Genomic DNA, 22,845 nt, shown 5'->3' on the forward strand with positions numbered 1-22,845 from the left:
TCAGTAGGTCGCCTTCAGGCCGAGCATGGGAATGATGAGGGGAAGGGTCACCGGCTCACGCACGTGCTCGCGCCTGCCGCCCGTCTCCTTCGGATCCGAGAAGCCATACATGAAGCCGTAGATCTCCCTCTGGAAGGACACGTTGAGGATGTCCAGGTAGACATCCAACGTGAGGTCCTCCAGGGCCCAGCTCTTCGCGGCGCGGAAGTCCACGCGGAAGAAGGGAGGCAGCCGCCCGGCGCGGTCCACGTCCTGGCGCACCCAGAGAGGATTGCCCGTCGCGTCGAAGCGCGCGGACATCGTCTTGGAGGTGATCTCCCCGGACTCGGGGCGGCCGGTGTTGAAGTGCACCACCGCGCCCAGGGTGATGCTCTTGCCGAGCTTGTAGCTGAGCGCGGCGTTGAGGACGTGCTCCTGCTCGAAGGCGAAGGGCAGCGACGCCCGCGTCCACCCCACCACGTTGCCCTCGGTATCGAAGCGGGCGAAGCGCTGGTGACGCCTGCTGCGCAGGAAGCTGTAGGAAACCCAGCCGAACCAGTTGTCGCCGAGCGGGTGGCGCACCATCAACTCCGCACCGTAGGCATAGCCGCTCTCGGCCGGGTCCGGCCCCATCAGCCCCATCCGGCGGCGCTCGAGGGCCACCTCGGTGAGGTCGAACTCCACCGTGCGCCGCAGCGGGTTGTAGAAGACATCCACGCCCACCTCCCACCCCTGGACGGGCTTCCACTCGGCGCCGACGTCCACCTGCATGCCCTGCTGGAGCCCGTAGCGCAGGCCCGAGGTGTCCAGCACGGGCACGTGCAGCAGCACCGTGGGAGGCTGGTGGAAGAGGCCCGCGCCGGCCTTGAGGGTGAGGGACTCCGAGAGCGCATGGCGCACCGCCAGCCGGGGCTCCAGCACCGGGTGGGTGATTCCCGGCACCAGGTGGTAGGCGTCCGCGCGCAGGCCCGCCGATACCGTCCAGGGGGATGACGGCTTCCACACGAGCTGCGTCCACCCACCACTGAAGGTGGCCAGCGACGAGGGGCTCTGGAAGGGATCATCGCTCAGCGTGTCCTCGCGCTGGCCCGGAGCGAGCCCCGTGCCCCGGAGGACGATGGCCGCTCGCCGGTGCTCGACGTCCGCGCCCGCGGAGAGCTCCAGCGAGCCGGAGAAGCGCCGCTGCCAGCGCGCCCGGGCGGAGACACTCATCTGACGCAGCGTGTACTCGCCCACGCGCTCCACCCCGATGCCCTGGGGACGCGCCACGGTGCGCTCGCCGATGAACCCAAAGTCATCCACGCCCCAGGTGACGCCCAGCTCCGCCTCGCCACCGGCCAGCGGGTGCGTGCCGCGCAGATCCACCCGGTGGAAGGTGGTGTGAACGCCAAAGCCTTCCTTGTGGGCCATGTCCGGGATGGGCGTCGAGCCGAAGTCGTCGGAGCTGCCCAGGGCGAAGAGCCGCAGGCGCCCCTGCCCCAGCTTCTGCTCCACTCGGGCCTGATAGTCCCAGAAGCTGGCGCGCGAGCGGGAGTAATCCGAGCCAGCCTCATTGAGGGCCTCGGCCAGGGGCACGATCGCCAGCCCCGCGTAGCTGACCCGGCCCGCCACGCTGACGCTGGTGCCGGTGGAGGCGAAGGGGTATTCGACGAAGCCGCCGCTGTTGAGCAGGTCCGCGTAGACGGTGTAGTGCAGCCGGTCCTCGCGAGGCCGGCTGATGCGCCCCTCCACCGCGCCGCCCAGCAGCCGCCCGTACTGCGCCGGTGGCACGCCCACGTGGAAGTCGATGGAGTCGATGAAGTCCGGGTGCACCACCGCGGGCCCGAGCAGCAGGTGGTACAGCATGGGGATGCGCACGCCATCCAGGAAGAAGCCGGTGGCCGCCGGCTGGCTGCCGCGCACCACCGGGTACGAGATGCCCGAGGCGAGGCTGCCCACGCCCGGCATCAGCATCACCACGCGGAACGGATCTCCCACCGTGCCGGGCACCTCGCGCAGCTCCTGCTCGTGCAGGGTGATGCGTGACACCTCGGTGCGCTCGCGCTCGTCGCGCACCACCGTCTCGTAGGGATTCACCACCAGGGGCTCCAGCCGGTAGAGCACCTCCAGCGTCTCGCCCTGGACGAGCACTTCCTCGAAGCGCTCCGGCGCATGGCCGGGCGCGCGGACCTCCAGCCGGTGGTCTCCGGGAAGCGTCTTCAGGGAGAAGCGCCCGTCGGAGTCCGTGGTGGCCGCGGGGGTGGTGCTCCCATCGAGGAAGACGGCCGCGCCCACGAGCGGCCGGCGCGTGCCCTTCGCGCGCACCGTGCCCGCGAGGTGGCTCATGAAGGACTCGGGCAGGGGCGACTCGAAGCGGTAGACGAAGGGCAGGCGCACCGACACCGGCTGGCCCCCGAGCGTCGCGGGCGAGAAGCGCAGCCCCTTCGCCGCGGCCACGGCGGACGCCACCAGCGCCTTCTCCTGGGTGCCGCCCGTGACGTACACCTCCGCCACCCCGCCCTGCTCGTCCACGCGCAGTTCCAGCACCACCTCGCCGTCCACGCCCTCCAGGCCCTCGGGGTACGCCGCGGGGGACTCCTGGAGCAGCACCGGCGGCACCAGCGTGGCCTCGCCCCCATCCGTGGAGAACCCCAACCGCCGGGCGTCCTCGGCGGAAAGCGTGGTGCCCGCATCGGAGGCGTGCACGTCCACCTCCACGGCGCGCTGCTCACCGGTGGTGGGAGGAAGACCCTGGGCCGCTCCGGGCCGGGGCCACAGCAGCACGCCTCCGGCCAGGGCCATGAGGAGGAACGCGCGGAGGAGAGGACGGGAGCGCATGATGCCCTCCCTACAAGCATGCTCCGCCCTTCCTTGTCACCCATTGCTTGCCACCCGTCTCCGCGCGCGCGGGCCTCGATTGACGCTCGGGGCGGGCGTCACTAGGGTCGCGGCCCCTTCCAGGAGTCACGACCATGACCGTTTCCGCCCTCTTCAATCCCGCGCGTTGGCGCGAGGTGGAAGGCTTCAAGTTCGAGGACATCACCTACCACCGCTCCGTGGAGCACGGCACGGTGCGCATCGCCTTCAACCGGCCCGAGGTGCGCAATGCCTTCCGGCCCAAGACGGTGGACGAGCTGTACACCGCGCTGGAGGACGCCCGCGTGACGACCGACGTGGGCTGCGTGCTCATCACCGGCAACGGCCCCTCGCCCAAGGACAGCGGCTGGGCGTTCTGCTCGGGCGGAGACCAGCGCATCCGCGGCAAGGACGGCTACAAGTACGAGGGTGACGCGGCCAACAAGCCGGACGTGGGCCGCATGGGCCGGCTGCACATCCTCGAGGTGCAGCGGCTCATCCGTTTCATGCCGAAGATCGTCATCGCCGTGGTGCCCGGGTGGGCGGCGGGCGGCGGGCACAGCCTGCACGTGGTGTGCGACATGACGCTGGCCAGCAAGGAGCACGCCATGTTCAAGCAGACGGATGCGGACGTGGCGAGCTTCGACAGCGGCTACGGCTCGGCGCTGCTGGCGCGGCAGGTGGGCCAGAAGAAGGCGCGGGAGATCTTCTTCCTGGGCCTGGAGTACACGGCGGACCAGGCCGCCGCCATGGGCGCCATCAACGCGTCCGTGCCGCACGCGCAGCTCGAGGACACGGCGCTGGAGTGGGCGCGGATCATCAACGACAAGAGCCCCACGGCCATGCGCATGCTGAAGTACGGTTTCAACCTGCCCGACGACGGCATGGTGGGCCAGCAGCTCTTCGCGGGCGAGGCGACGCGGCTCGCCTACGGCACCGAGGAGGCCCAGGAAGGCCGCGACTCCTTCCTGGAGAAGCGCGACAAGAACTACAAGCGCTTCCCCTGGCACTACTGAGTCAGGCCGCGTCCCCGGCGGACGGTTCATCCCCTTCCTCGCCCACCATCACCCAGGGTGGGAAGGGATCCTCGAGCTGGCTCCAGCCCGCCGGGCCCGGGGCCATCTCCTCGCCGGTGAGCAGGCACTCGTCGAGCGCCCGGCGCAGCAGCACCTGGTCCACCTGGCGGGTGATGAAGACGATCTCCTGGCGCCTGTCGCCCCAGGGGGCCTGCATCTCCCGCTCGAGCTCGGCGCGGACCTCGGGCTCCTCGGGCCACTCCTCCCGGGGCACGGCGTCCCACCACAGCCCCGCGGGCTCGAAGGCACAGGCCCCGCCCGCCTGGGCCCACACGCCCGTCACGTCCATGCGCGTGGCCAGCCAGAAGAAACCCTTGGAGCGCAGCAGGCCCTTCCAGCTCCCGTGGATGAACTCCCAGAGGCGCCCGGGGTGGAAGGGGCGGCGCGCGCGGAAGACGAAGCTCTCGATTCCGTACTCCTCGGTCTCGGGGACAGCCTCGCCGCGCAGCGTCTGGAGCCAGCCAGGGGCGCGCTGGGCCTTCTCCATGTCGAAGAGCCCCGTCTCCAGCACCGAGGACAGCGGCACCTGGCCGTGGCGCGAGCGCTCGATCCGCGCCCCCGGGTTGAGCTGGCGGAGGATGGACTCCAACTCCCCCAGCTGCTCCGGTGACACCAGGTCCGTCTTGTTGAGCACCAGCACGTCCGCGAACTCCACCTGCTCCACCAGCAGGTCCACCACCGTGCGCTCGTCCTCCTCGCCGGCGGCGAGCCCGCGCTCACGCAATTCCTCGGTGTCCTCCCAGTCCTTCAGGAAGTTGAAGGCATCCACCACCGTCACCAGGGTGTCCAACCGGGCCACGTCCGCCAGGCTCCGGCCCTGCTCGTCCGCGAAGGTGAACGTCTCCGCCACCGGCATGGGCTCGGAGATGCCGGTGGACTCGATGAGCAGGTGCTCGAAGCGCCCCTCGCGCGCCAGCCTTCCTACCTCCACCAGCAGATCCTCGCGCAGCGTGCAGCAGATGCAGCCGTTGCTCATCTCCACCAGTTTCTCGTCCACGCGCGACAGCGATGCCCCGCCCTTCACCAGCCGGGCGTCGATGTTCACCTCGCTCATGTCGTTGACGATGACGGCGACGCGCCGGCCCTCCCGGTTGTTGAGCACGTGGTTGAGCAGCGTCGTCTTTCCCGCGCCCAGGAAGCCCGAGAGCACGGTGACGGGCAGACGTCCGTCCCTCACGGCTTGCCCTCCCGGTACACCACGTGCTTGCGCACGCGAGGGTCGTACTTCTTCTTCTCCAGCTTCTCCTGCGTGGAGCGCTTGTTCTTCGTCGTCGTGTAGTAGTGGCCAGTGCCCGCGGTGGACACCAGATAGATGATGGTTCGGTTGCCTTTGGGCATGGTGGAACGCTTCTATCGCCACATCAGAACATATGCAACTCAGTTACAACAACGACGCCGCCGGTGGGCTGGGGACCGGCCGGGCACACGGGAGGCGGTGACTTCCCCGGCCCCATCGGAAGTTTGCAGTCAGAGCGGCACGCCGCGTGAATGGGGGGAGTGGACAGGCGAGGGCCGAGGCCACACCTTGCTCGAATCCTGAGAACCAACCTTCTGCCGAGGAAGCCAGCGAACCAGAGCGGACATGCTTCACCTGCGTATCCACGCCAAGCTACTGGTCGCGTTCATCATCGTGCTCCTGCCGGTGCTGGGGTTGCTGCTCGCTGATCTTCTGTCGGACCTGGACCGGACGCAGCAGGACATCCTCGACGTCCAGTTCATGACGGCCCAGGCCGTCGCCGGGCAGGCCTCCGAAACACTGGATGCCGCCATCAGTTTTGGTTGGGCCGTGTCCAAGGATCCGCTGCTGCGGACCCTGGATCCGGAACAATTGGATCCTCACCTGAAGGATCTGGCCGCGCAGAGTCCGCTCTATGACTCCGTGGCCGTCTTCGATGCCGCGGGCGTCAACCGGGGCTGGAGCAATCCCACCGTGCCGGACGAGCCCCGGCTCTGGATAGGTGATCGCCCGTACTTCCAGAAGGTGCTGGCCACCAACGCCCCGGTCATCTCCGAGGTGCTCGAGCTGCGGCGTCCCATCCGCACGGGACTGCTGGTGAGCACGCCCATCCGGGGAGCGGACGGGCAGCCGATCGCCGTCTTCAACGTGGTGCTGCGCACGGATCTGCTGGAGCAGCGCTATGTGGGCGCCCGGCTCCAGCCGGGGCAGGAACTCTTCCTGGCGGACCAGAACGGACGTCTGGCCTTCCACACCGGCCATCCCGAGCTCTCCTTCGAGAAGAGCAACACCTACGCCCGCTTCGAGCCCCTCCGGGCTGCGCTGCGCGGCACGCCCTCGAGGATGGCCCAGTTCACCAGTCCGCTCCAGGGCGACGAGCGCCTGGGAGCCTTCGTCCCGGTCCCCCGCTACCCGTGGGCGGTGGGCGTGACGATCCCCACCGACGTGGCCATGGCGCCGATCCACGAGCGGGCGCGCACGCGGCTCTTGGCCTTTGGCTGCATCCTGCTGCTCAACATCGTGCTGGCCGCGGTGCTGGCGCGCTTCTACTCCCGGCCGGTGCGGCAGTTGCGGAGCGCCTCGCAGGCGCTGGGGCGCGGGGAGATGGGGCGGCGCGTGTACATCTCCACGGGGGATGAGCTGGAGGAGCTCGGCACCTCGTTCAACGAGATGGCGGCCCACCTCGCCCGGCGCCAGGTGGAGGTGGATGCCCTGCGCGCGCAGGCCGAGCACCAGGCCCAGCAGCTCGCCGCCATCATCGCCAGCGTGCCGGATGCCATCTTCCTCACCACCCCCGAGGGACGGCTGGTGGACGCCAACCCCGCGGGCCTGCGGCTGCTCGGGCTCGGCGAGCGCTCGGAGCTGGGAGGCTCGTCCGCGGGCGACCTGCTGCTCCAGGAAGTGCGGCATCCGGACGGACGTCCCATGACGCCAGCGGAGCTGCCCATCCGCAGGGCCCTGGCCGGAGAGACATTCACCGACGTGGAGGTGCTGCTGCGCGGCCGGGATGGCCGGGATCGCCTGCTCAGTGTTCATGGCGCTCCGGTGCGGGATGCGTCCGGGCGGCTCCTCTTCGGCGAGGTGGTGGTGCGCGACATCACCCGGCGCCGGAAGGAGGAGCAGGAGCTGTCACGGATGTTCGAGCGGGAGCTGGCGCTCTCGCGCATCGGCCAGGCGCTCGTCAGCGAGACGGAGCTGGAGCGGATCGCCCGCGTGGTCATCGAGCAGAGCCTCCATGCCCTGGGAGCCGACGGCATCGGGTTGTGGCTGGCGGATTCGGAGCGCGAGGAGCTGTCGATGATCACCTCGCACCAGCTGACGGCGGCGGCGGTGGAAGGGCTGCGCCGCATTCCATTCGACGCGCCCCTGCTCACCGCGACGGCCGCCCGGGAGGAGCGCATCCAGGTGGTCGAGGACGTGCGGGAGGGAGGCGCCCCCGCACGCTCCGGGTGGCTGGCGCGGGAGGGAGGCTACCGGGGCATGGTGGCGATTCCGCTGCACGCCCACGAGCGGCTGGTCGGGGTCATGTCCTATTTCACGCGGGAGCCCCGCCCCGTCTCCACCCGGGCGCTGGAGTTCCACGCCATGGTGGGCCGGCTGTTCGCCGTGGCCATCGAGAAGGCCCGCCTGTTCCAGGAGCTGCGCACGGCCCTGCGGCTGCGCGAGGAGTTCATGTCGGCGGCGGCCCACGAGCTGAAGACGCCGGTGACGTCCATCCAGACGTGGGCGGAGCTGTTGCTCAACCTGGAGGTGCTCACGCCCCGGCAGCAGAAGGGGCTCACCACCATCGCGCGCAACACGCGGCGGATCTCCCGGCTGGTGGAGCACCTGTTCGCGGCGGTGCGGATGGCTCCCGGGCCCCCGAAGCTGGAGCGCCAGCGGTTCGATCTGCACGCGTTGGTGAAGGAGCAGGTGGAGAAGTTCGCCCGCATCACGGAGAACCCCATCCACATCGAGGCCGTGGAGGCGCTCTTCATCCACGCCGAGCGCCAGCTGCTGGGAGAGGTCGTGGCCCACCTGTTGGAGAACGCCGTGCGCTATTCGCCTCCCGGCGGGCCGGTGGAGCTCCGGGCGAAGCGCGTCGGCGGCGAGGCGGTGGTGTCGGTGCACGACCAGGGGCCGGGGATTCCCCCGGAGCGCCAGCCCCACGTCTTCGAGCCCCTGTATGAGCCACTGCCTCCGGGGGCACCGGGCTACACGGGAGTGGTGTACCTGGGGCTGCACCTGAGTCGGCAGATCATCGAGGCGCATGGAGGCCGCATCTGGCTGGAGAGCCACCCGGGCGAGGGCTCCACGTTCTGCTTCAGCCTCCCGCTGAGCCCCACATCGGCCGAGGAGGACTCCCACACGTACAGTTGAGGCGCCTTCGCGCGATATCCGACAGGAGCCTCATCCTCCAGGGGGGCTCGCCAGCGCGGCATCGCCCTCTTAACTCAGCCCCTTGGCTGCCCGGCCGGGAGGCGCGTGATGGGAGGTCGCAGGGTCCAGGGAATGGTGGGATGGGCGCGGAAGCTGCTGCCAGCACTGGCCACCGTGCTGCTCGTGGCGGGTTGCCGCAAGGAGCGGGGCGAGGACTTCGCGGTGGTGCCCGTCCAGCCCGCTCCCACCCTGGAAGCGCCCCGGGCCTCGGGCGAAGTGTTCCGGCTGAGCGAGCAGCGGGGCAAGGTGGTGCTGCTGTCCTTCGGTTACACGGCCTGCCCGGACGTGTGCCCCACCACGTTGTCGCAGCTCCAGCGCCTCCACAAGCGGCTGGGCGAGGCCGCGCGGGACATGGAGGTCGTCTTCGTCTCGGTGGACCCCGAGCGTGACAGCGCCCAGCAGTTGGAGACGTACGTGCACGCCTTCAACCCGCGCTTCACGGGCCTGCGGCTGGACGCGGAGGCGCTCGCGCCCATGCTGTCCGCATGGCGTGTCACCGCCACCCGCCGTTACCCGGACAGCGAGCGCTACCGCGAGCACCCCTTCACCGGAGACATGCCCTACACGGTGGACCATACCGGGGCCTTCTTCCTCGTCGACAAGGCGGGCGCATTGCGCGCGCGCATGCCGTACACCGTGTCCGTCGAGCGGCTGCAGCAGGAGGTCGAGCGGCTCCTCTCGGAGGAAGGGACGCCCGCGGCCGGAGTCCGGGTGGAGAAGGCCCGCGCGAGGCTGACACCGGCTCGCGTCGGGGCCGTCTATCTCACGCTGGTGAATACGAGCGGACGGGAGGATCGGCTCGTCTCCGCCGAGTCCACCACCGCCGCGAGGGTGGAGTTGCACGAGGTCATCGCGCAGGGGGAGTTGCTCCAGATGCATCCGAGACCCGAGGGCTTCGTGGTGCCAGCGAAAGGCCGTGTCGAGCTGGCACCGGGGGGCAAGCACCTCATGCTGTACGCCCTCCAGGACGCGCCGGCGAGCCTGCCGCTCACGCTGCACTTCGAGAAGGCAGGCACCGTCCAACTCACCGTCCCCGTCTCCGCACCGGGCGCGGACGAGCCGTAGTCACGCGGGGCCACCATGCATCCACCCTTGGAGAGGAGCACCCGTCAGCGCGGATGGAGTGGCACGCGGTGGGTGGCGTGCGGGCTCGCGCTGCTCGCCACGCTCACGGGAGGCGCGCTGTCGCTCCAGGCCTGGGCTACCCAGCCACGAAGGGAAGCAGAGCAGAGTGGGCTCCGGCTGCGGCTGGAGCGGGCCGTCTGGCTGCACGAGCCGACGGACCATGGGGACACGGCGACCCTGCCCGCCCTGCCCGGAGCACCGGCCCCCGGACAGCGCCGCCTCACCGTGGAGCTCACCGTCTTCAACCCACGGAACCTCCCGGGTGACTTCAACCCCGGGGAGCTGCTGCTCACCGATGCGACGGCGGGGACGGAGTGGCGGCCCGCGACGAGGGGCTCCGCCGCGTTCACCATGCGGCCCTCGGAGCTGCTGTCCGTGACGCTGGGCTTCGACGTCCCGCGTACCTCCTCCGTCCTGCGGCTGGAGTGGGCACGCGGCACGAAGCGCACCCTCCTGCTCTCCACCCGGCGGCCGACGAATCCCAACGAGGGCCCTCCCGGATGGCCCCGGCGCGTGGAAGAGCTTCCCCCGGGCAATGCCAGCGCGGGCTCCGCCCTCTTCCATGGCCGGCTCGCCTGCGCCTCCTGCCATGGCAACCCGGCCGAGCCGGACAACCGCGGCATCGGCCCGGCCCTGGCCAACTTCTCGCGGGTGGGCGCCACGCGGGTCTCGGGCATGAGCGCCGCGCAGTACGCCTATGAGTCCCTGCTCAACCCGGGCGCCTTCATTGCCCCCGAGTGCTCCGGCCAGGGACCCTGCGCCCAGACCAGCACCATGCCCCTGTATGGCGAGACGCTGTCGCCCCAGGAGATGGCGGATCTCATCAGCTACCTCGTGAACCTGCGGACCGGGGAGTGAGCATGGCACGCAAAGGATGGGGGCTCGGCGTCCTCCTCACGCTCGGCTTGATGGGCTGGCAGGTGGGCCTGCTGTGGCTGCTCTCGGGAGGCTTCGGCCCGCGAGCGGAGGCACTGGGCTCCCGGCTCGCCTGGGACGCGGCGCTCCTGCTGCCCGTGGCCTGGGCGGCGGTGGGCTGCGAGCACTGGCTCGCCCGGCGCGGAGGCCGGGACAGGACGACGGTGGAATCCGCCGCCACGCTGTCCTTGTGCTTCCTCCTGCTGCTGGTCTCCGTGGCCACCGGCCGGGGCCTCGTCCAGCGTCAGCTCGCGCGGACTCCCCCGCCCGCGGCGGCCGAGGGACAGCCCGTCTCCGCGACACCCCAGGACGTGGGTGACGAGAGCCGATTCCTCTGCGCGGCGGTCGCTCCGGACCTCTCCGCCACTGGGGACCAGGACGGGGGCTCGTTGGCCGAGGCCGCGTGGGCCGGCGTGCGGGATGCGCTGGTGCTCCAGGTGCCCGTCTTCCCCCTGGCGCTGCTGCTCCTGCGCCGCCGCTCGAAGCCAGTCATGTCCGGCGCACGTGCCGTCGTGTCTCCGCTCGCGCTGCTCGTCATGGTGGGCGCGTCCTGCGCCTGGGAGTCGGATGGACGGCGCCCTGCCCCGGCCATGTCCGGTCTCGCGGAGCGCGAGGGCGGCTGTGCCCCTGGGGCCCGCGTGAGGACGTACGCCGTGGCCGCCGTCCCGGTGGACCTCCCGCTCAATCCACATGGGGACCATGTGCCCCGAGGGCTCATGTACATCCTCGAGGAGGACCTGCCCGCGCTCCAGGAGCGGGAGCCCCAGCCGTTGGTGCTGCGCGCCAATGTGGGGGAGTGCCTCGTCCTGCGCTTCACCAATCGCTTGCCCACGGAGCCCGCGGCCCTGCGCATCGAGGGCCTGCGCGCTACCGTGAGGGGCTCGGAGGGAGGCTTCGTCCCCGGTACGGCCGTACGCCCTGGACAGAGTCTCACGTACGTCCTCGCGCTGCCCGAGTCACCGGAGGCGGAGGGCGCCTACCTCCTGCACGACTCGGAGGACGGTGGTGAGCGGGAGGCACGCGGACTCTTCGGAGCCCTGCTGCTGGAGCCCGCCGGATCCGTGTACCGCGGCGTCGCGACAGGCGAGCCACTCCGCGATGGCAGTGGCTGGGAGGCCCTCATCGACGTGCCCGAGGGCCAGGACTTCCGCGAGATGGCGCTGCTGTACCACGCCATGGGCCCACCCGAGGTCGCGGACGTGCGCTCCGCCCGGGGCGAGCTCCTCCCCCTCCAGGACGAGATGGCGGGCCCGTTCAGGCCCGGCGCCTTCGGCATCAACTACCGCAGCCAGCCCTACTTCGAGCGCGAGGAGTCCCCCGAGGACGAGGACGCTCGCCCCGCGAATACCAGGGTGGCGGCTCCGTTACGGCTGCGCTCGTACCTGGGCGAGCCCGTCAAACTGCGCGTGCTGAACGCGGGGAGCGCGGAGTTCCACGTCCACCACCTGCATGGGTGGCGCAAGGGCCAGCGGGCGAAACAGATCCCCGATTCCGCTTTCGAGGCACCCCAGCTGCTGAGCCCGGGCAGTGGAATCACGCTGACCACCTCGGGCACGGGAGACTTTCCCACCGCCGCGGGGGACTTCATCGTCCACTGCCACCTGCCCAACCACTCGGCGGGCGGTGAGCAGTACTCCTGGCGCGTGTTCGACTCGCCCCAGCCGAACCTCGCGCCATGGCCTGGTGCATCAGCAACGGAGCGTGCGCCTCCAGAAAGCGGCCAGATTCCTTGATGGCGGGGCCTGGCGGGCGCTTATCGTGGTAAGAGCGTCCGTGCATGAGGGCCGCATCACTGCGAGTTGATTTCCTGGAGGGAGCGCGCATCGCTCTCTTCTCCCTGTTCGCCAACCGCCTGCGCACCGTGCTCACCACCGTGGGCATCAGCATCGGCGTGGCCACGCTCCTGGCCATCGTTGGCATCATCCAGGGCCTCAACGTCTCCTTCCAGAAACAGCTCGCCTCGCTCGGGCCCAACACCCTCATGGCCTCGCGCTTCCCCTGGGTCATCGCCGGCGACTGGTGGATGTATCGCAACCGCAAGCCCTTCACCCTCGCCCATGTCGAGCAGGTGCGCGCCCAGTCCACCTTCATCACCCATGTCTCCCCCTTCGTCGAGCGCCAGGCGGATGTCGCTTCCAACTCCCGCCAGGTCTCCTCCGTGGACATCGAGGGAGTCTCCCAGGACTACCAGGAGATCACCGCCCTGGAGGTGACCCGCGGGCGCTTCATCACCCCCGGGGATGATGCCATGAGCCAACCCGTCGCCGTCCTCGGCTCGGATGTGGCGGACTCGCTCTTCCCGGGCGTCAGTCCCCTGGGACGCTCGGTGCGCATCGACGGGCGCCCCTTCATGGTGGTGGGGACCCTGGCGCGCAAGGGCCGGCTGCTGGACACCAACCAGGATCTGCGTGTGCTGGTGCCCTTCGGCACCTTCGTCCAACGCTTCGGCCGCATCCAGAGCCTCTCCATCTCCATGAAGGTGGACAGCGCCGACAACGTGAACCGCGCCGAGGATCAACTGGTGGCCCTGCTCCGCCGCGCCCGCGCCACCCCTCCCGGCCAGCCGGATGACTTCACCATCAACCGTCCGGAGATGATCGCCAACACCTATGCGCAGCTCACCGGCGCCCTCTTCGGCGTCGCCGTGGGCGTGGGCCTCATCACCCTGCTGGTGGGAGGCATTGGCATCATGAACATCATGCTCGTCTCCGTGCGCGAGCGCACCCGGGAGATAGGCATCCGCCGGGCGATGGGGGCACGCAAGCGCACCATCGTCCTCCAGTTCCTCATGGAGGCCTCCGCGGTCTCCGCGTTCGGTGGCACCCTGGGCACCTTCGTGGGCCTGGGCGCCGCCAAGCTCGTCTCTCTCATCACCCCGCTGGCCGCGGCCATCCAGCCCCTCACGGTGATCGGCGGGGTATCCTTCTCGGCGCTGGTGGGCCTCGTCTTCGGCATCTGGCCCGCCGCCCGTGCCGCCAACCTCGATCCCGTGGAAGCGCTCCGCTACGAGTGAGCTCCCCCCATGCTCGCCTTCCTGGACAACCTCCGCCTGGCACTCACCACCCTGGTGGGCAATCCCCTGCGTTCCCTGCTCACCCTGTTGGGCATCGTCATCGGTGTCACCACGGTGATCGCGATGATGGGGCTCATCGAAGGCCTGCGCCTGAAGGTCAACGGAGACCTGGCGCAACTGGGCTCCAACACCTTCGAGTTGAACAAGTGGCCCCTGGGCCTGGGCCGCTTCGACTGGCAGAAGTACGCAAAGCGCAAGAACATCACCATGGAGGACGTGGCGCTCATCCGTCAGTCCTGTCCCTCGGTGGCGCAGGTGTCCGCGAGCCTGCCGCAGTGGGGGCAGAAGGTGGCCTCGGTGCATGCGCAGACACGGCCCTCGGTGGAGATCAAGGGCGCCACGCCCGAGGCGGTGGAGACCAGCTCCCTGGTGGTGAGCCAGGGCCGGTTCCTCCACGGGGTGGATGAGCAGGAGGAGCGCTACGTGGCCGTGCTCGGAATGGACGTGGCCGACGCGCTCTTCCCCAAGGGCACGGAGCCGCTCGGGGGCACCGTGCGCATCCAGGATCGCCCCTTCACCGTGGTGGGCCTGCTCCAGCGCCGAGGCAGCTTCCTGGGCCTCATGAGCATGGACAACATCGTCTACATCCCCATGAGCACCTTCCAGAACCTCTATGGGAAGAGCCGCTCGCTGGACGTGAAGGTGCAGGCGCTCTCGGGCGAGCTGATGAGCCAGGCCGAGGACGAGGTCACCGTGCTCATGCGGCGGCGGCGTGGACTGAACGAGGGCCAGCCCAACGACTTCGAGCTGCACACCAACGAGTCGATGACGCGCATGTTCAACGAGCTGTCCGCCGTCATCAGCGCCGCCAGCTTCGGCGTGTGCCTGCTGTCGCTGTTGGTGGGAGGCATTGGCATCCTCAACATCATGCTGGTGTCCGTCACCGAGCGGACGCGGGAGATTGGCATCCGCAAGGCACTGGGCGCGCGCAAGCGGCGCATCCTGGGGCAATTCGCCACGGAAGCCGTGATGCTGGCGCTGGTGGGGGGCGTGCTCGGGGTGGGGCTGGGCTATGGCGTCACCTTCCTCGCGCGCTGGGTGGCGGGGGTGCCCACGGTGGTCCCCGCCTGGGCGGTGGCGCTCTCGCTCGGCATGAGCTCCGGGGTGGGGTTGTTGTTCGGCATCTACCCCGCCGCGCGCGCCGCCCGGTTGGATCCGGTGGAGGCCATGCGCGCGGACTAGCCTCAGAAGGAGATGCCCACCTCCGCCACGTCCACCCGCAGGCCGAGCCCCGCGCCGGGCAGATCCGAGCCCACCCCCACGTTGAGCTGAAAGAGCGACACCCCGGTGCGGTCATGGACGAAGCGCAGCGGCGCCAGCAGCAGGCCCGCCGCCACCGCCGGGCCGGCCACGGGCTCCGGGTGCTGGGGGGTGAGGAAGCTCAACCGCTCCCCCCAGAAGCACGAGAGCGTGAAGAGCGCCGCGGGCGCATACACCCCTGGCCGCTGCAGGCCCGCGCCCACCCTCAGCACCCCCGCGTTGCCCACCATCATCAGGTAGCTGACGTCCGCCTGGAGCAACAGGTACTGCCCCACCGTGTCACGCAGCCCCAGGCCACCGCCAATGCCCCCGAAGGTGCGGGCCTCCGAGAGATAGGCCGCGCCCCCGGTGGTGAAGTAGACGGTGAACCGGTGCGGGCTGTCTCCCGGTCCCGGCCCGGCCCGGGCCGTCGCACAGGCCAGCACCACCGCCAGGCCCAGGGCGCGCATGGCGCCAACACGTGCACGGCCCACCTCGAGCCGCCGGCTCATGGCACCCCTCCGGCCCAGGCCGCCACGCAGGCGGTGGCGAGCTTCACCGTGCGGGTGAAAGGCTCGGGACTGAGCGTGTCCGGCGTGTCCGTGATCTTGTGGTAGTTCGGGTTGCGGAAGGGCGCCGTGTCCGTGAGGAACAGCGCCTGGTGGCCCGCGAGCCAGAAGCCCTCGTGGTCGCTGCGCAGCAGGGCCTCCACCATCGGCGAGATGCCCTGGCCCGCCGAGAGGATGGGGAGGACGTCCGTTATCTCCAGGGCCTCGTTGATCGCATACAGCTCGCTCACCAGCCGGCTGGAGGGGGCATTGCCGATGGCGGCGATGAAGTCTCCCCGATCGCGCGAGGGCAACCCGGGCATGGTGCGCTGCGAGCCGGGGCTGCTGTCGTAGTAGCCAATGGACTCGAGGACGAGCACGGCCGCCAGGCGTTCTCCCGGCTCCAGCCGCTGGACGTAGCGGAAGCTGCCCTCGCTGCCCACCTCCTCCAGATCGAAGCCCACGAAGCGCACGGTGCGCGCGAAGCGGCGGGAGGAGAGCACACGCGCCAGCTCCAGCATTCCCGCCACGCCCGAGCTGTTGTCATCCGCCCCACTGAAGAAGGCATCCGTGTGCGCCCCCACCAGCACCACCTCCTCCGGGTGGGTGTGGCCGGGCAGGTCCGCGATGACATTGGTGGTGGGGTAGATGTCGCTGTCCACGTGCTGGAGCCGGACCCGCAGGTCCAGCGCCTCGAACCGGGACTGCACCAGGGCGGTGGCGCGAGCGCTCGTCAGGTGGCACCAGTTGTCACCAAAGGGAATCACCTCCGGCCACCGGTGGCAGTCCAGTGGCGTGTCCTCCTGGTGGACCTGGGCCAGCTCCCGCACCGTGCTCATCAGCCGCTCCTGGCTCACCTCGCCCATGAGCGAGCGCAACGCCTCCAGGTCCGTCCCCGCCGGCAGGCGCGGGGGGCGGGAGGAGCAGGAGCCGAGCACCAGCAGCGTGCCCACCGCGACCCCCCACCGGGACAATGCGGCCCTCATAGGGACACCCCCGCCGAGAACAGCCCCACGTGCAGCCGCACCAGCGCGCCGGGAGGCCAGGAGCAGGTGGCCACGTGGAACTCCAGGGCGCTGAGGGTCACCCGCCCCAGGCGCCAGCGCAGCGGCGCGGCTCCAAACGCGACGTACACGCGGGAGAAGTAGCGCTCCTCCACCGCGTCCTCGGTCTCGGCGGGCAGGGGCCGGGTGTAGACGGTGGTGAAGCCGCTCAGCCCCACCTCGGGGCCGGCCTCGGGCTCCCAGGCGCCCACCCGGGCACGCAGCCGGAGCCGGGCGAAGCCCTCAAGTGGCACGCGCACCGGCGTGTAGGCTGGCACCGGCCCGCCCCGCAGGCCCGCGCCCACCACCAGCCCCCGCAGCGCGCCCTCACGGGCCAACGGGTGGTGCCAGGCCAGCTCCCCCGCGTACATGATCGGGCTGAAGCGCAGGAAGGATCGGTAGCCGAACGAGGTCAGCCCCAGGGAAATCTCATGGGAACCCGGCTCCGCGGCGGAGGCTCCCGGCCCCATGAGACAGGCCAGGGCCAGCAGCGCGGGCACCCAGGGTGCGCGGTGGAACATTGCGGAGGCTTCTCCTTGCAAGGGCCCTACGGTCTCCCAAACGCCTCCCCCCCACAAGGTTCTCGCTCAGCGCACCTCATGCACCCAGCGCCCGGAGGCGTAGCGCCAGGAGAAGGCCGCCAGCTTGAGCAGCTCCTCGCACGCCCTGCCCACCAGCACGCCCACCAGCCCCCAGCCCAGGGGCACCCCCAACGCCCATGCGCAGACGATGCCCACGAGCATGAAGGCCTCGCACACCATGGTGAAGCGCACGTCCCCTCCGCCGCGCAGCACCCCCAGCGCCATGACCATGTTGCGCGCCTTCACCGGCTGCATCAGCGCCGAGACCAGGAGCCCCGTCATCGCCAGCGCCCGTGTGCCCGCCTCCAGGCCCGGGTAGAGCGGCTCCAGCACCAGCGCCGCCCCCGCGAGCAACGCGCCCGTCACCACGCTCACGCCCAGCGCCAGCCGCAGACACTCCGCCGCCACCCGCCGCGCCTGCGCCGGATCCTTCCGGCCCAGCTCCTGCCCCACCAGCGTCAGGCACGCCATGCCAAACCCGAACGAGAGGAGGATGCAGACCGCCTCGAGCTGGTTGATCACATTGGCCGCCGCCAGCTCCCGCGTCCCCAGCTCCGCGTACACCCGCGTGTAGCCCATCATGCCCAGGAGCCACACGCCCTGCCCCGCCGCCACGGGCAGCGCCAGCACCAGCAGCGCCCGCAACCGTCCGGACTCCAGCCGTCCCATGTCCTTCCAGCGCACCCGCAGGACGTGCCGGCGTGAGAACAGCAGCCCGCACACCAGCCCGAAGCCCAGCACCCGTGCCAGCAGCGTGGCCACTCCCGCTCCCGCGAGCCCCATCCGCGGCAGCCCCCACCAGCCAAAGATGAGCGCGTAGTTGAGCACGCTGTTCATCGCCAGCGCCGCGAGCCCGATCACCATGGGGCTGCGCGCATCTCCCCTCGCCCGCAGCACCTGGTTGCCCAGCTCCATGAGCGCCATGAAGGGCAGGCTCCAGGCCACCAGCCGGGTGAAGAACACGCCCTTGTCCACCACCTCGGGCGCCGCGCCCAACGCCTGCATGGCCGGGCGAGCCCCCAGCGCGACCCCCACCGACACCACCACGGCCACCCCCACCGCCACCTGGAGCATCCGCGCCGCCGCCGCCGAGAAGGCCTCCGCGTCCCCCGCCCCCGCGTACCGCGCGAGCTGGATGGCGGCCCCGCTGCCCAGCGCCGCCAGCAGGACGAAGGCCAGCGACACCACCTGTGTGGTGAGGCCCACCGCCACGAAGCTCGCTTCCCCCAGGCTGGCCACGAAGATCTGATCCACCAGCCCGAAGAGCTGATGCAGCACCACCTCCACGCTCGCCGGCAGGGCGAAGCGGAGGATGGACATCCGCAGGGCGGTGCCCTCGAGTGGCCCGGCCAGGGGCCGCTGCTCCGGGCTCTCCCCCGGTGGGGGCTCGGTGCTGGCCGCGGCCGTGCTCATCACCCCGCCTCGAGCAATGCCCGCAGCTGCTCGAGCATGTCGCCCGCCAGCGCCCGCATCGTCTGATCCCGGTGCAGCGCCGAGCTGTACACCCACGTCACCACCGGCCCCTGGGGCGTGTCGTCGCACTCCACCATGAGCTCATACGACACGGGGTTCTCCTGTCCCTCCGGCCCCGGCAACACCAGGTACTCGAAGGAGGCCTCCGTGGAGGAGACCACCTCGCTCCCCGTGAGCGTCACGCCCCGGTTGTTGAAGAAGACCTGGGGCGAGCCTCGCGAGGCCAGGCGCTGCCGCTCGGCCTCGTGCTGGCCATAGCGCAGCAGCCCGTGGCCCAGCGCGTGGCCCAGGGTCTCGCGCAGGGAGCGCCGGACACGGGCGAAGGCCTGCCCGGGTGGCTCGTCCGCCGTCACCTCGAGGAGCACGGGCACCTTGAGGGTGGTGGACCCCATGGTGCGCAGCAGATCCACCCCCGGCAGGAGATCCGTGCGGCCATTGTGCTCCACATCCAGGCGCAGCGCCCCCGTGCCCGCCCACCGCACATAGGCCCGTGCCAGACCGTAGAGCAGCACGTCGTTGAGGCTCGCCTCCGGATGGGCGCCCAACCAGGTCCGCAGCCCGCCGAGCAGCTCCCGGGGCAGCGGCACCGGAAGGCGGCGCGAGTTGAGATCCGTGTGGCGCCCGCCCGGCATGTCCACCGGCATGGGGGGCAGCGGGCGCAGCCGGGCCTCGTCCAGCCAGAAGGCCCGAGCCTGCTCCAGGGCCCCGGAGCGGCCGTGGTCCCGCAGGGCTCGCAGGTACTGCCGGTAACCGGTGGGCACCTCCAGGGGCCGGGGTGTCTGCCCCGCGCTGAGCTGCCGGTAGAGGGCACTCAGGTCCTCGAAGAACACCCGCAGGGAGTAGGCATCGTAGGCGCAGTGGTGGATGCAGATGAGGAGCTTGCCGGGCCCCTGGCCGCCGAGCCGGAAGAGCTCGAAGGACAACAGCGGCCCGCGGACGAGGTTCAGGCCCGTGAGCAACCGCCGGCCCGCCTCCACCAGGGTCTGGCGCTGGGCCTGGGGCGTGAGCCCGCTCACATCGCGCACCTCCACCCCGGGCACCTCCACCGAGGGCAGCAGCCGCTGCGCCCAGCGCCCCTCGCGCCGGTACAGGCGCCAGCGGAACACGTCATGGTGCTCGAAGAGCAGGGCCACGCTGGCACGCAGCAGCTCCGGGTCGAACCCGGGGGGGACGTCCCACAACAGGGTCATTCCCCATTCGTGGTCCTCCACGTCGAAGGTCTCCACGTACCAGCCGTGGTTGGGAGACAGGGGAAGCTCCTCGTCGCCCTCGGACGTGGGGGAGGCGCCGGCCTGGAGCGGAGGCCGCGAGGACGGAGCCGGGGCGCTCAACGTGGCCGCCAGGGCCGCGAGCGTGGGGTGTTGGAAGAGCTGGCGCACCTCCATCTCCAAGCCCTCGCGGCGGGCCAGGGACACCACCCGCAACCCCAGCAGCGAGTGCCCTCCCAGCGCGAAGAAGTCGTCCTCCGCGCCCACGGTTTCCACACGCAGCACCTCGGACCAGATGCGGGCCAGGGTCTGCTCCACGGGCCCCTGGGGGGGACGCGAGGCCTTGCGCTCGGCGTTTCCTCGCGGCGCGGGCAGGGCCTTGCGCTCCACCTTGCCATTGGGGCTGAGCGGCAGCGCCGGCAGCACCACCAGGGTCCAGGGCACCATGTATTCGGGGAGCCGCTGCTGCAGCAGGGTGCGCACGGCGGACACGTCCAGGGTGTGGCCGGACTGGGGCACCACGTAACCCACCAGCCGCTTGTCCCCGGGCACATCCTCCCGCGCCACCACCACCGCCTCGCGCACCCCCGGTGCTCCCAGCAGCGCCGATTCCACTTCACCCAGCTCGATGCGCAAGCCGCGCACCTTCACCTGGAAGTCCATGCGGCCCAGGAAGTCGATGCTGCCATCCGGCAGCCAGCGTGCCAGGTCCCCCGTCCGGTAGAGCCGCTCCTCCGGTGTCGGGCCGTAGGGGTCGCTCACGAAACGCTCGGCCGTCAGCTCCGGGCGGCCCAGGTAGCCACGGCCCACCTGGACGCCCCCCAGGTACAGCTCGCCCGGCACCCCCACCGGAACCAGCCCACCCTGCGCGTCCAGCACTCGCACGAAGGTGTTGGCGATGGGCCGGCCGATGGGCACCGAGGGACGCTCGTCCTCGCGCTGGCAGGCCCAGGCGGTGACATCCACCGCCGCCTCGGTGGGGCCATAGAGGTTGTGCAGCTCCGCCTGGGGCAGCCGCCGCAGACACCGGCGGGACAGCTCCGCGGGGAGGGCCTCGCCGCTGCAGATGATCCGGCGCACGCTGGCGCAGGTGCGCTCCAGCTCCGGCTCCTGGAGGAAGGCCTGCAGCATGGGGGGAACGAAGTGCAGCGTGGAGATCTGCTGCGCGTGAATGAGCGAGGCCAGGTAGGCCGTGTCCTGGTGGCCCCCGGGCCGGGCCACGACCAGCCGCGCGCCCACCAGCAGCGGCCAGAAGAACTCCCACACGGACACATCGAAGCTGAAGGGAGTCTTCTGCAACACCCCCTCCCCCGGACCCAGCGCATAGGCCTCCTGCATCCACAGCAGGCGGTTGGAGATGGCGCGGTGGGTGTTCATCGCCCCCTTGGGGCGGCCGGTGGAGCCGGAGGTGAAGATGACGTAGGCGAGATTGCCGGGCGAGGCGAGCGGGGGCGGATTCTCCTCGGAGAGCCCCTGGCCCTCGTCCCAGGGGGTGTCCAGCAACACGGTGGGCAGGGCCCGCGCGGGGAGCCCGCCGAGCAACGACCGCTGGGTGAGCAGCACCTGGGGCCGCGCATCCTCCAGCATCCACTCCAGACGTTGCGGAGGGTAGCCCGGATCCAGGGGCACGTAGGCGGCGCCGGCCTTGAGGGTGGCCAGCAGCGCCACCACCAGGTGGGTGGAGCGCTCCAGGCACACGGCCACACGAGACTCGGGCCCGGCGCCCAGCCCTCGCAGGTGCCAGGCGAGCCGGTTGGCCTGGGTGTTGAGCTCGCGGTAGGTGAGCAGGTGGCCCTCGAAGCTCACCGCCACCGCGTGGGGCGAGCGCTCCACCTGGGCCTCCACCCGGGCGTGCAGGGTCTCCTCCAGCGGGTAATCGCGCCTCGGGCCGCTCCACTCCACCAGCAACTGGTGGCGCTCGGCCTCGGAGAGCAGGGGCAGCGCGGAGAGCCGATCCTCCTGCGTCACCGCCACGCGCTCGAGCACCCGCAGCAGGTGCCCGTGCATTCGCGCGAGCGTGGCGCCGTCGAAGAGGTCCGTGTCGTACTCCAACCAGCCGGTGATCTCGTCCTCCACCTCCTCGCGCAGCTCCAGCAGCAGATCGAACTTGGAGGAGCCCGGATCCACCAGCAGGTATTGCGAGCCGAGGCCCCGCACGGCCAGGTCCTGACGGGGCGTGTTCTGGAAGGAGAACATGACCTGGAAGAGCGGGTTGCGGTTGAGATGGCGCTCGGGGTGCAGCTCCTCCACGAGCTGCTCGAAGGGCAGATCCTGGTGGGAGTAGGCCTGGAGACAGGTGGAGCGCACGCGCTGCAGGAGGGCGCGGAAGGTGGGGTCCTCGCCCAGGTCCGTGCGCAGCACGAGCGTGTTGACGAAGAAGCCGATGAGCAGCTCCAACTCGGGCAGCTTGCGGTTGGCGATGGGCGAGCCCACGGAGATGTCCGTCTGGCCGCAGGAGCGGTAGAGCACGGACTTGAAGGCGGCCAGCAGGAGCATGAAGAGGGTGCAGTCCTGCTGCTGGGCCACGGCCTTGAGCGCGCGGGTGAGGGAGACGGGCAGGCGGATGAACTCGCGCGAACCCCGGTAGCTCTTGCGAGAGGGACGCGGCCTGTCCGTGGGCAGTTCCAGCGGGGGGGGCAGCGGCGTGAGCTGGCGCTTCCAGTAGCTCAGTTGCTCGCGAAGCTGCTCGTTCCGCATCTGCTCGCGCTGCCAGGCGGCATAGTCCGAGTACTGCACGGGCAGCTCGGGCAACGGAGAGGGCTGGCCCTGGGAGAAGGCCGCGTAGAGCGCCATCAGCTCGCGCACCAGCACACCCAGGGACCAGCGGTCCGTGACCATGTGGTGCATGGTCACCAGCACCACGTGGTCATCCGCCGCCAGCCGCAGCACCGTGCCTCGCATGAGCGGAGCCCGCTCCATGTCGAAGGGCCGCAGGGACTCCTCGCGGGTCCGGCGTTCCACCTCCGTCTGCTGCTCGACCCGGGGCAAGGCGCCCAGCTCGATGACAGGCAGAGGCACGTGTACTTCCGGGTGCAGCACCAACACCGGAGCGCCCTGCTCGGAACCGAGCGTGGTGCGCAGCGACTCGTGGCGGCGCACCACCTCGTTGAAGGAGCGCTCCAGCACGCCCACGTCGAGCGGGCCGGTGAAGCGCACGGTGATGTGAACGTTGTAGGCGAAAGAGCAATCCGGCTCGAGTTGCTGGAGCACCCACAGCCGTTGCTGGGGGAAGGAGGCCTGGGCCGGGCCCGGGCCCTGGCGGCGCACCAGGGCCGGCCGGGGGCGGGCCTTCTCCTTGAGCATCAGCTCGTAGAGCGCGCGCTGCTTGGGAGTCAGCTTCTCAAGTTGCTCGCGGATGTCTTTCATGGGAGGCGA

The 22,845-nt window shown here is 70.5% G+C and carries 15 protein-coding genes; 7 read left to right on the forward strand and 8 right to left on the reverse strand.

Annotated features, from left to right (window positions below; genetic code table 11):
- Nucleotides 1-2,796, reverse strand: coding sequence for a TonB-dependent receptor domain-containing protein (locus BO221_RS27005; protein WP_073563404.1), 2,796 nt, complete (start codon nt 2,794-2,796; stop codon nt 1-3).
- A 134-nt stretch (nt 2,797-2,930) separates the two neighbouring features.
- Between BO221_RS27005 and BO221_RS27010 the strand changes: the two genes are divergently transcribed.
- On the forward strand, nt 2,931-3,830 hold the full coding sequence (locus BO221_RS27010; RefSeq protein ID WP_043409261.1) for a 1,4-dihydroxy-2-naphthoyl-CoA synthase: 900 nt from the start codon (nt 2,931-2,933) through the stop codon (nt 3,828-3,830).
- 1 nt (nt 3,831) lies between these two features.
- Here BO221_RS27010 and zigA read toward each other — a convergent pair whose 3' ends face one another.
- Both zigA and rpmG read right to left on the reverse strand, forming a co-directional pair.
- On the reverse strand, nt 3,832-5,067 hold the full coding sequence (gene zigA / locus BO221_RS27015) for a zinc metallochaperone GTPase ZigA (protein ID WP_073563405.1): 1,236 nt from the start codon (nt 5,065-5,067) through the stop codon (nt 3,832-3,834).
- Nucleotides 5,064-5,228, reverse strand: coding sequence for a 50S ribosomal protein L33 (gene rpmG / locus BO221_RS27020; RefSeq protein ID WP_043409257.1), 165 nt, complete (start codon nt 5,226-5,228; stop codon nt 5,064-5,066). Before rpmG ends, zigA begins: the two co-directional genes overlap by 4 nt.
- A gap of 244 nt (nt 5,229-5,472) precedes the next feature.
- Between rpmG and BO221_RS27025 the strand changes: the two genes are divergently transcribed.
- From BO221_RS27025 to BO221_RS27050, 6 genes are all read left to right on the forward strand, one after another.
- On the forward strand, nt 5,473-8,205 hold the full coding sequence (locus BO221_RS27025) for a cache domain-containing protein (RefSeq protein ID WP_073563406.1): 2,733 nt from the start codon (nt 5,473-5,475) through the stop codon (nt 8,203-8,205).
- Nucleotides 8,206-8,313: 108 nt separating this feature from the next.
- Nucleotides 8,314-9,330: an SCO family protein gene (locus tag BO221_RS56415; protein WP_233166282.1), complete on the forward strand. Its 1,017-nt coding sequence runs from the start codon at nt 8,314-8,316 to the stop codon at nt 9,328-9,330.
- A 15-nt stretch (nt 9,331-9,345) separates the two neighbouring features.
- Nucleotides 9,346-10,248 carry a cytochrome c family protein gene (locus BO221_RS27035; protein ID WP_083681409.1) on the forward strand — a complete coding sequence of 301 codons (903 nt, stop codon included), beginning with the start codon at nt 9,346-9,348 and terminating at the stop codon, nt 10,246-10,248.
- Between the two features lie 2 nt (nt 10,249-10,250).
- A complete protein-coding gene (locus BO221_RS27040) occupies nt 10,251-12,038 on the forward strand; it encodes a hypothetical protein (protein ID WP_073563409.1) in 1,788 nt (595 codons plus the stop codon).
- Nucleotides 12,039-12,082: 44 nt separating this feature from the next.
- Nucleotides 12,083-13,318: an ABC transporter permease gene (locus BO221_RS27045; protein WP_073563410.1), complete on the forward strand. Its 1,236-nt coding sequence runs from the start codon at nt 12,083-12,085 to the stop codon at nt 13,316-13,318.
- Between the two features lie 9 nt (nt 13,319-13,327).
- On the forward strand, nt 13,328-14,560 hold the full coding sequence (locus BO221_RS27050; RefSeq protein WP_073563411.1) for an ABC transporter permease: 1,233 nt from the start codon (nt 13,328-13,330) through the stop codon (nt 14,558-14,560).
- A 2-nt stretch (nt 14,561-14,562) separates the two neighbouring features.
- Here BO221_RS27050 and BO221_RS27055 read toward each other — a convergent pair whose 3' ends face one another.
- The 5 genes from BO221_RS27055 to BO221_RS27075 form a co-directional block, all read right to left on the reverse strand.
- A complete protein-coding gene (locus tag BO221_RS27055; protein WP_073563412.1) occupies nt 14,563-15,129 on the reverse strand; it encodes a hypothetical protein in 567 nt (188 codons plus the stop codon).
- Nucleotides 15,126-16,139: a M28 family peptidase gene (locus tag BO221_RS27060; protein WP_073563413.1), complete on the reverse strand. Its 1,014-nt coding sequence runs from the start codon at nt 16,137-16,139 to the stop codon at nt 15,126-15,128. Before BO221_RS27060 ends, BO221_RS27055 begins: the two co-directional genes overlap by 4 nt.
- An 8-nt stretch (nt 16,140-16,147) precedes the next feature.
- Entirely contained in the window at nt 16,148-16,729 is a 582-nt protein-coding gene (locus BO221_RS27065) for a hypothetical protein (RefSeq protein ID WP_073563414.1), read from the reverse strand.
- 66 nt (nt 16,730-16,795) lie between these two features.
- Entirely contained in the window at nt 16,796-18,202 is a 1,407-nt protein-coding gene (locus BO221_RS27070) for an MATE family efflux transporter (RefSeq protein ID WP_073563415.1), read from the reverse strand.
- Nucleotides 18,202-22,836, reverse strand: coding sequence for a non-ribosomal peptide synthetase (locus BO221_RS27075; RefSeq protein ID WP_073563416.1), 4,635 nt, complete (start codon nt 22,834-22,836; stop codon nt 18,202-18,204). Before BO221_RS27075 ends, BO221_RS27070 begins: the two co-directional genes overlap by 1 nt.
- Between the last annotated feature and the right edge of the window lie 9 nt (nt 22,837-22,845).

It is taken from the genome of Archangium sp. Cb G35 (genome assembly GCF_001896145.1).
In the GTDB taxonomy this organism is placed as follows: Bacteria; Myxococcota; Myxococcia; order Myxococcales; family Myxococcaceae; genus Archangium; species Archangium violaceum.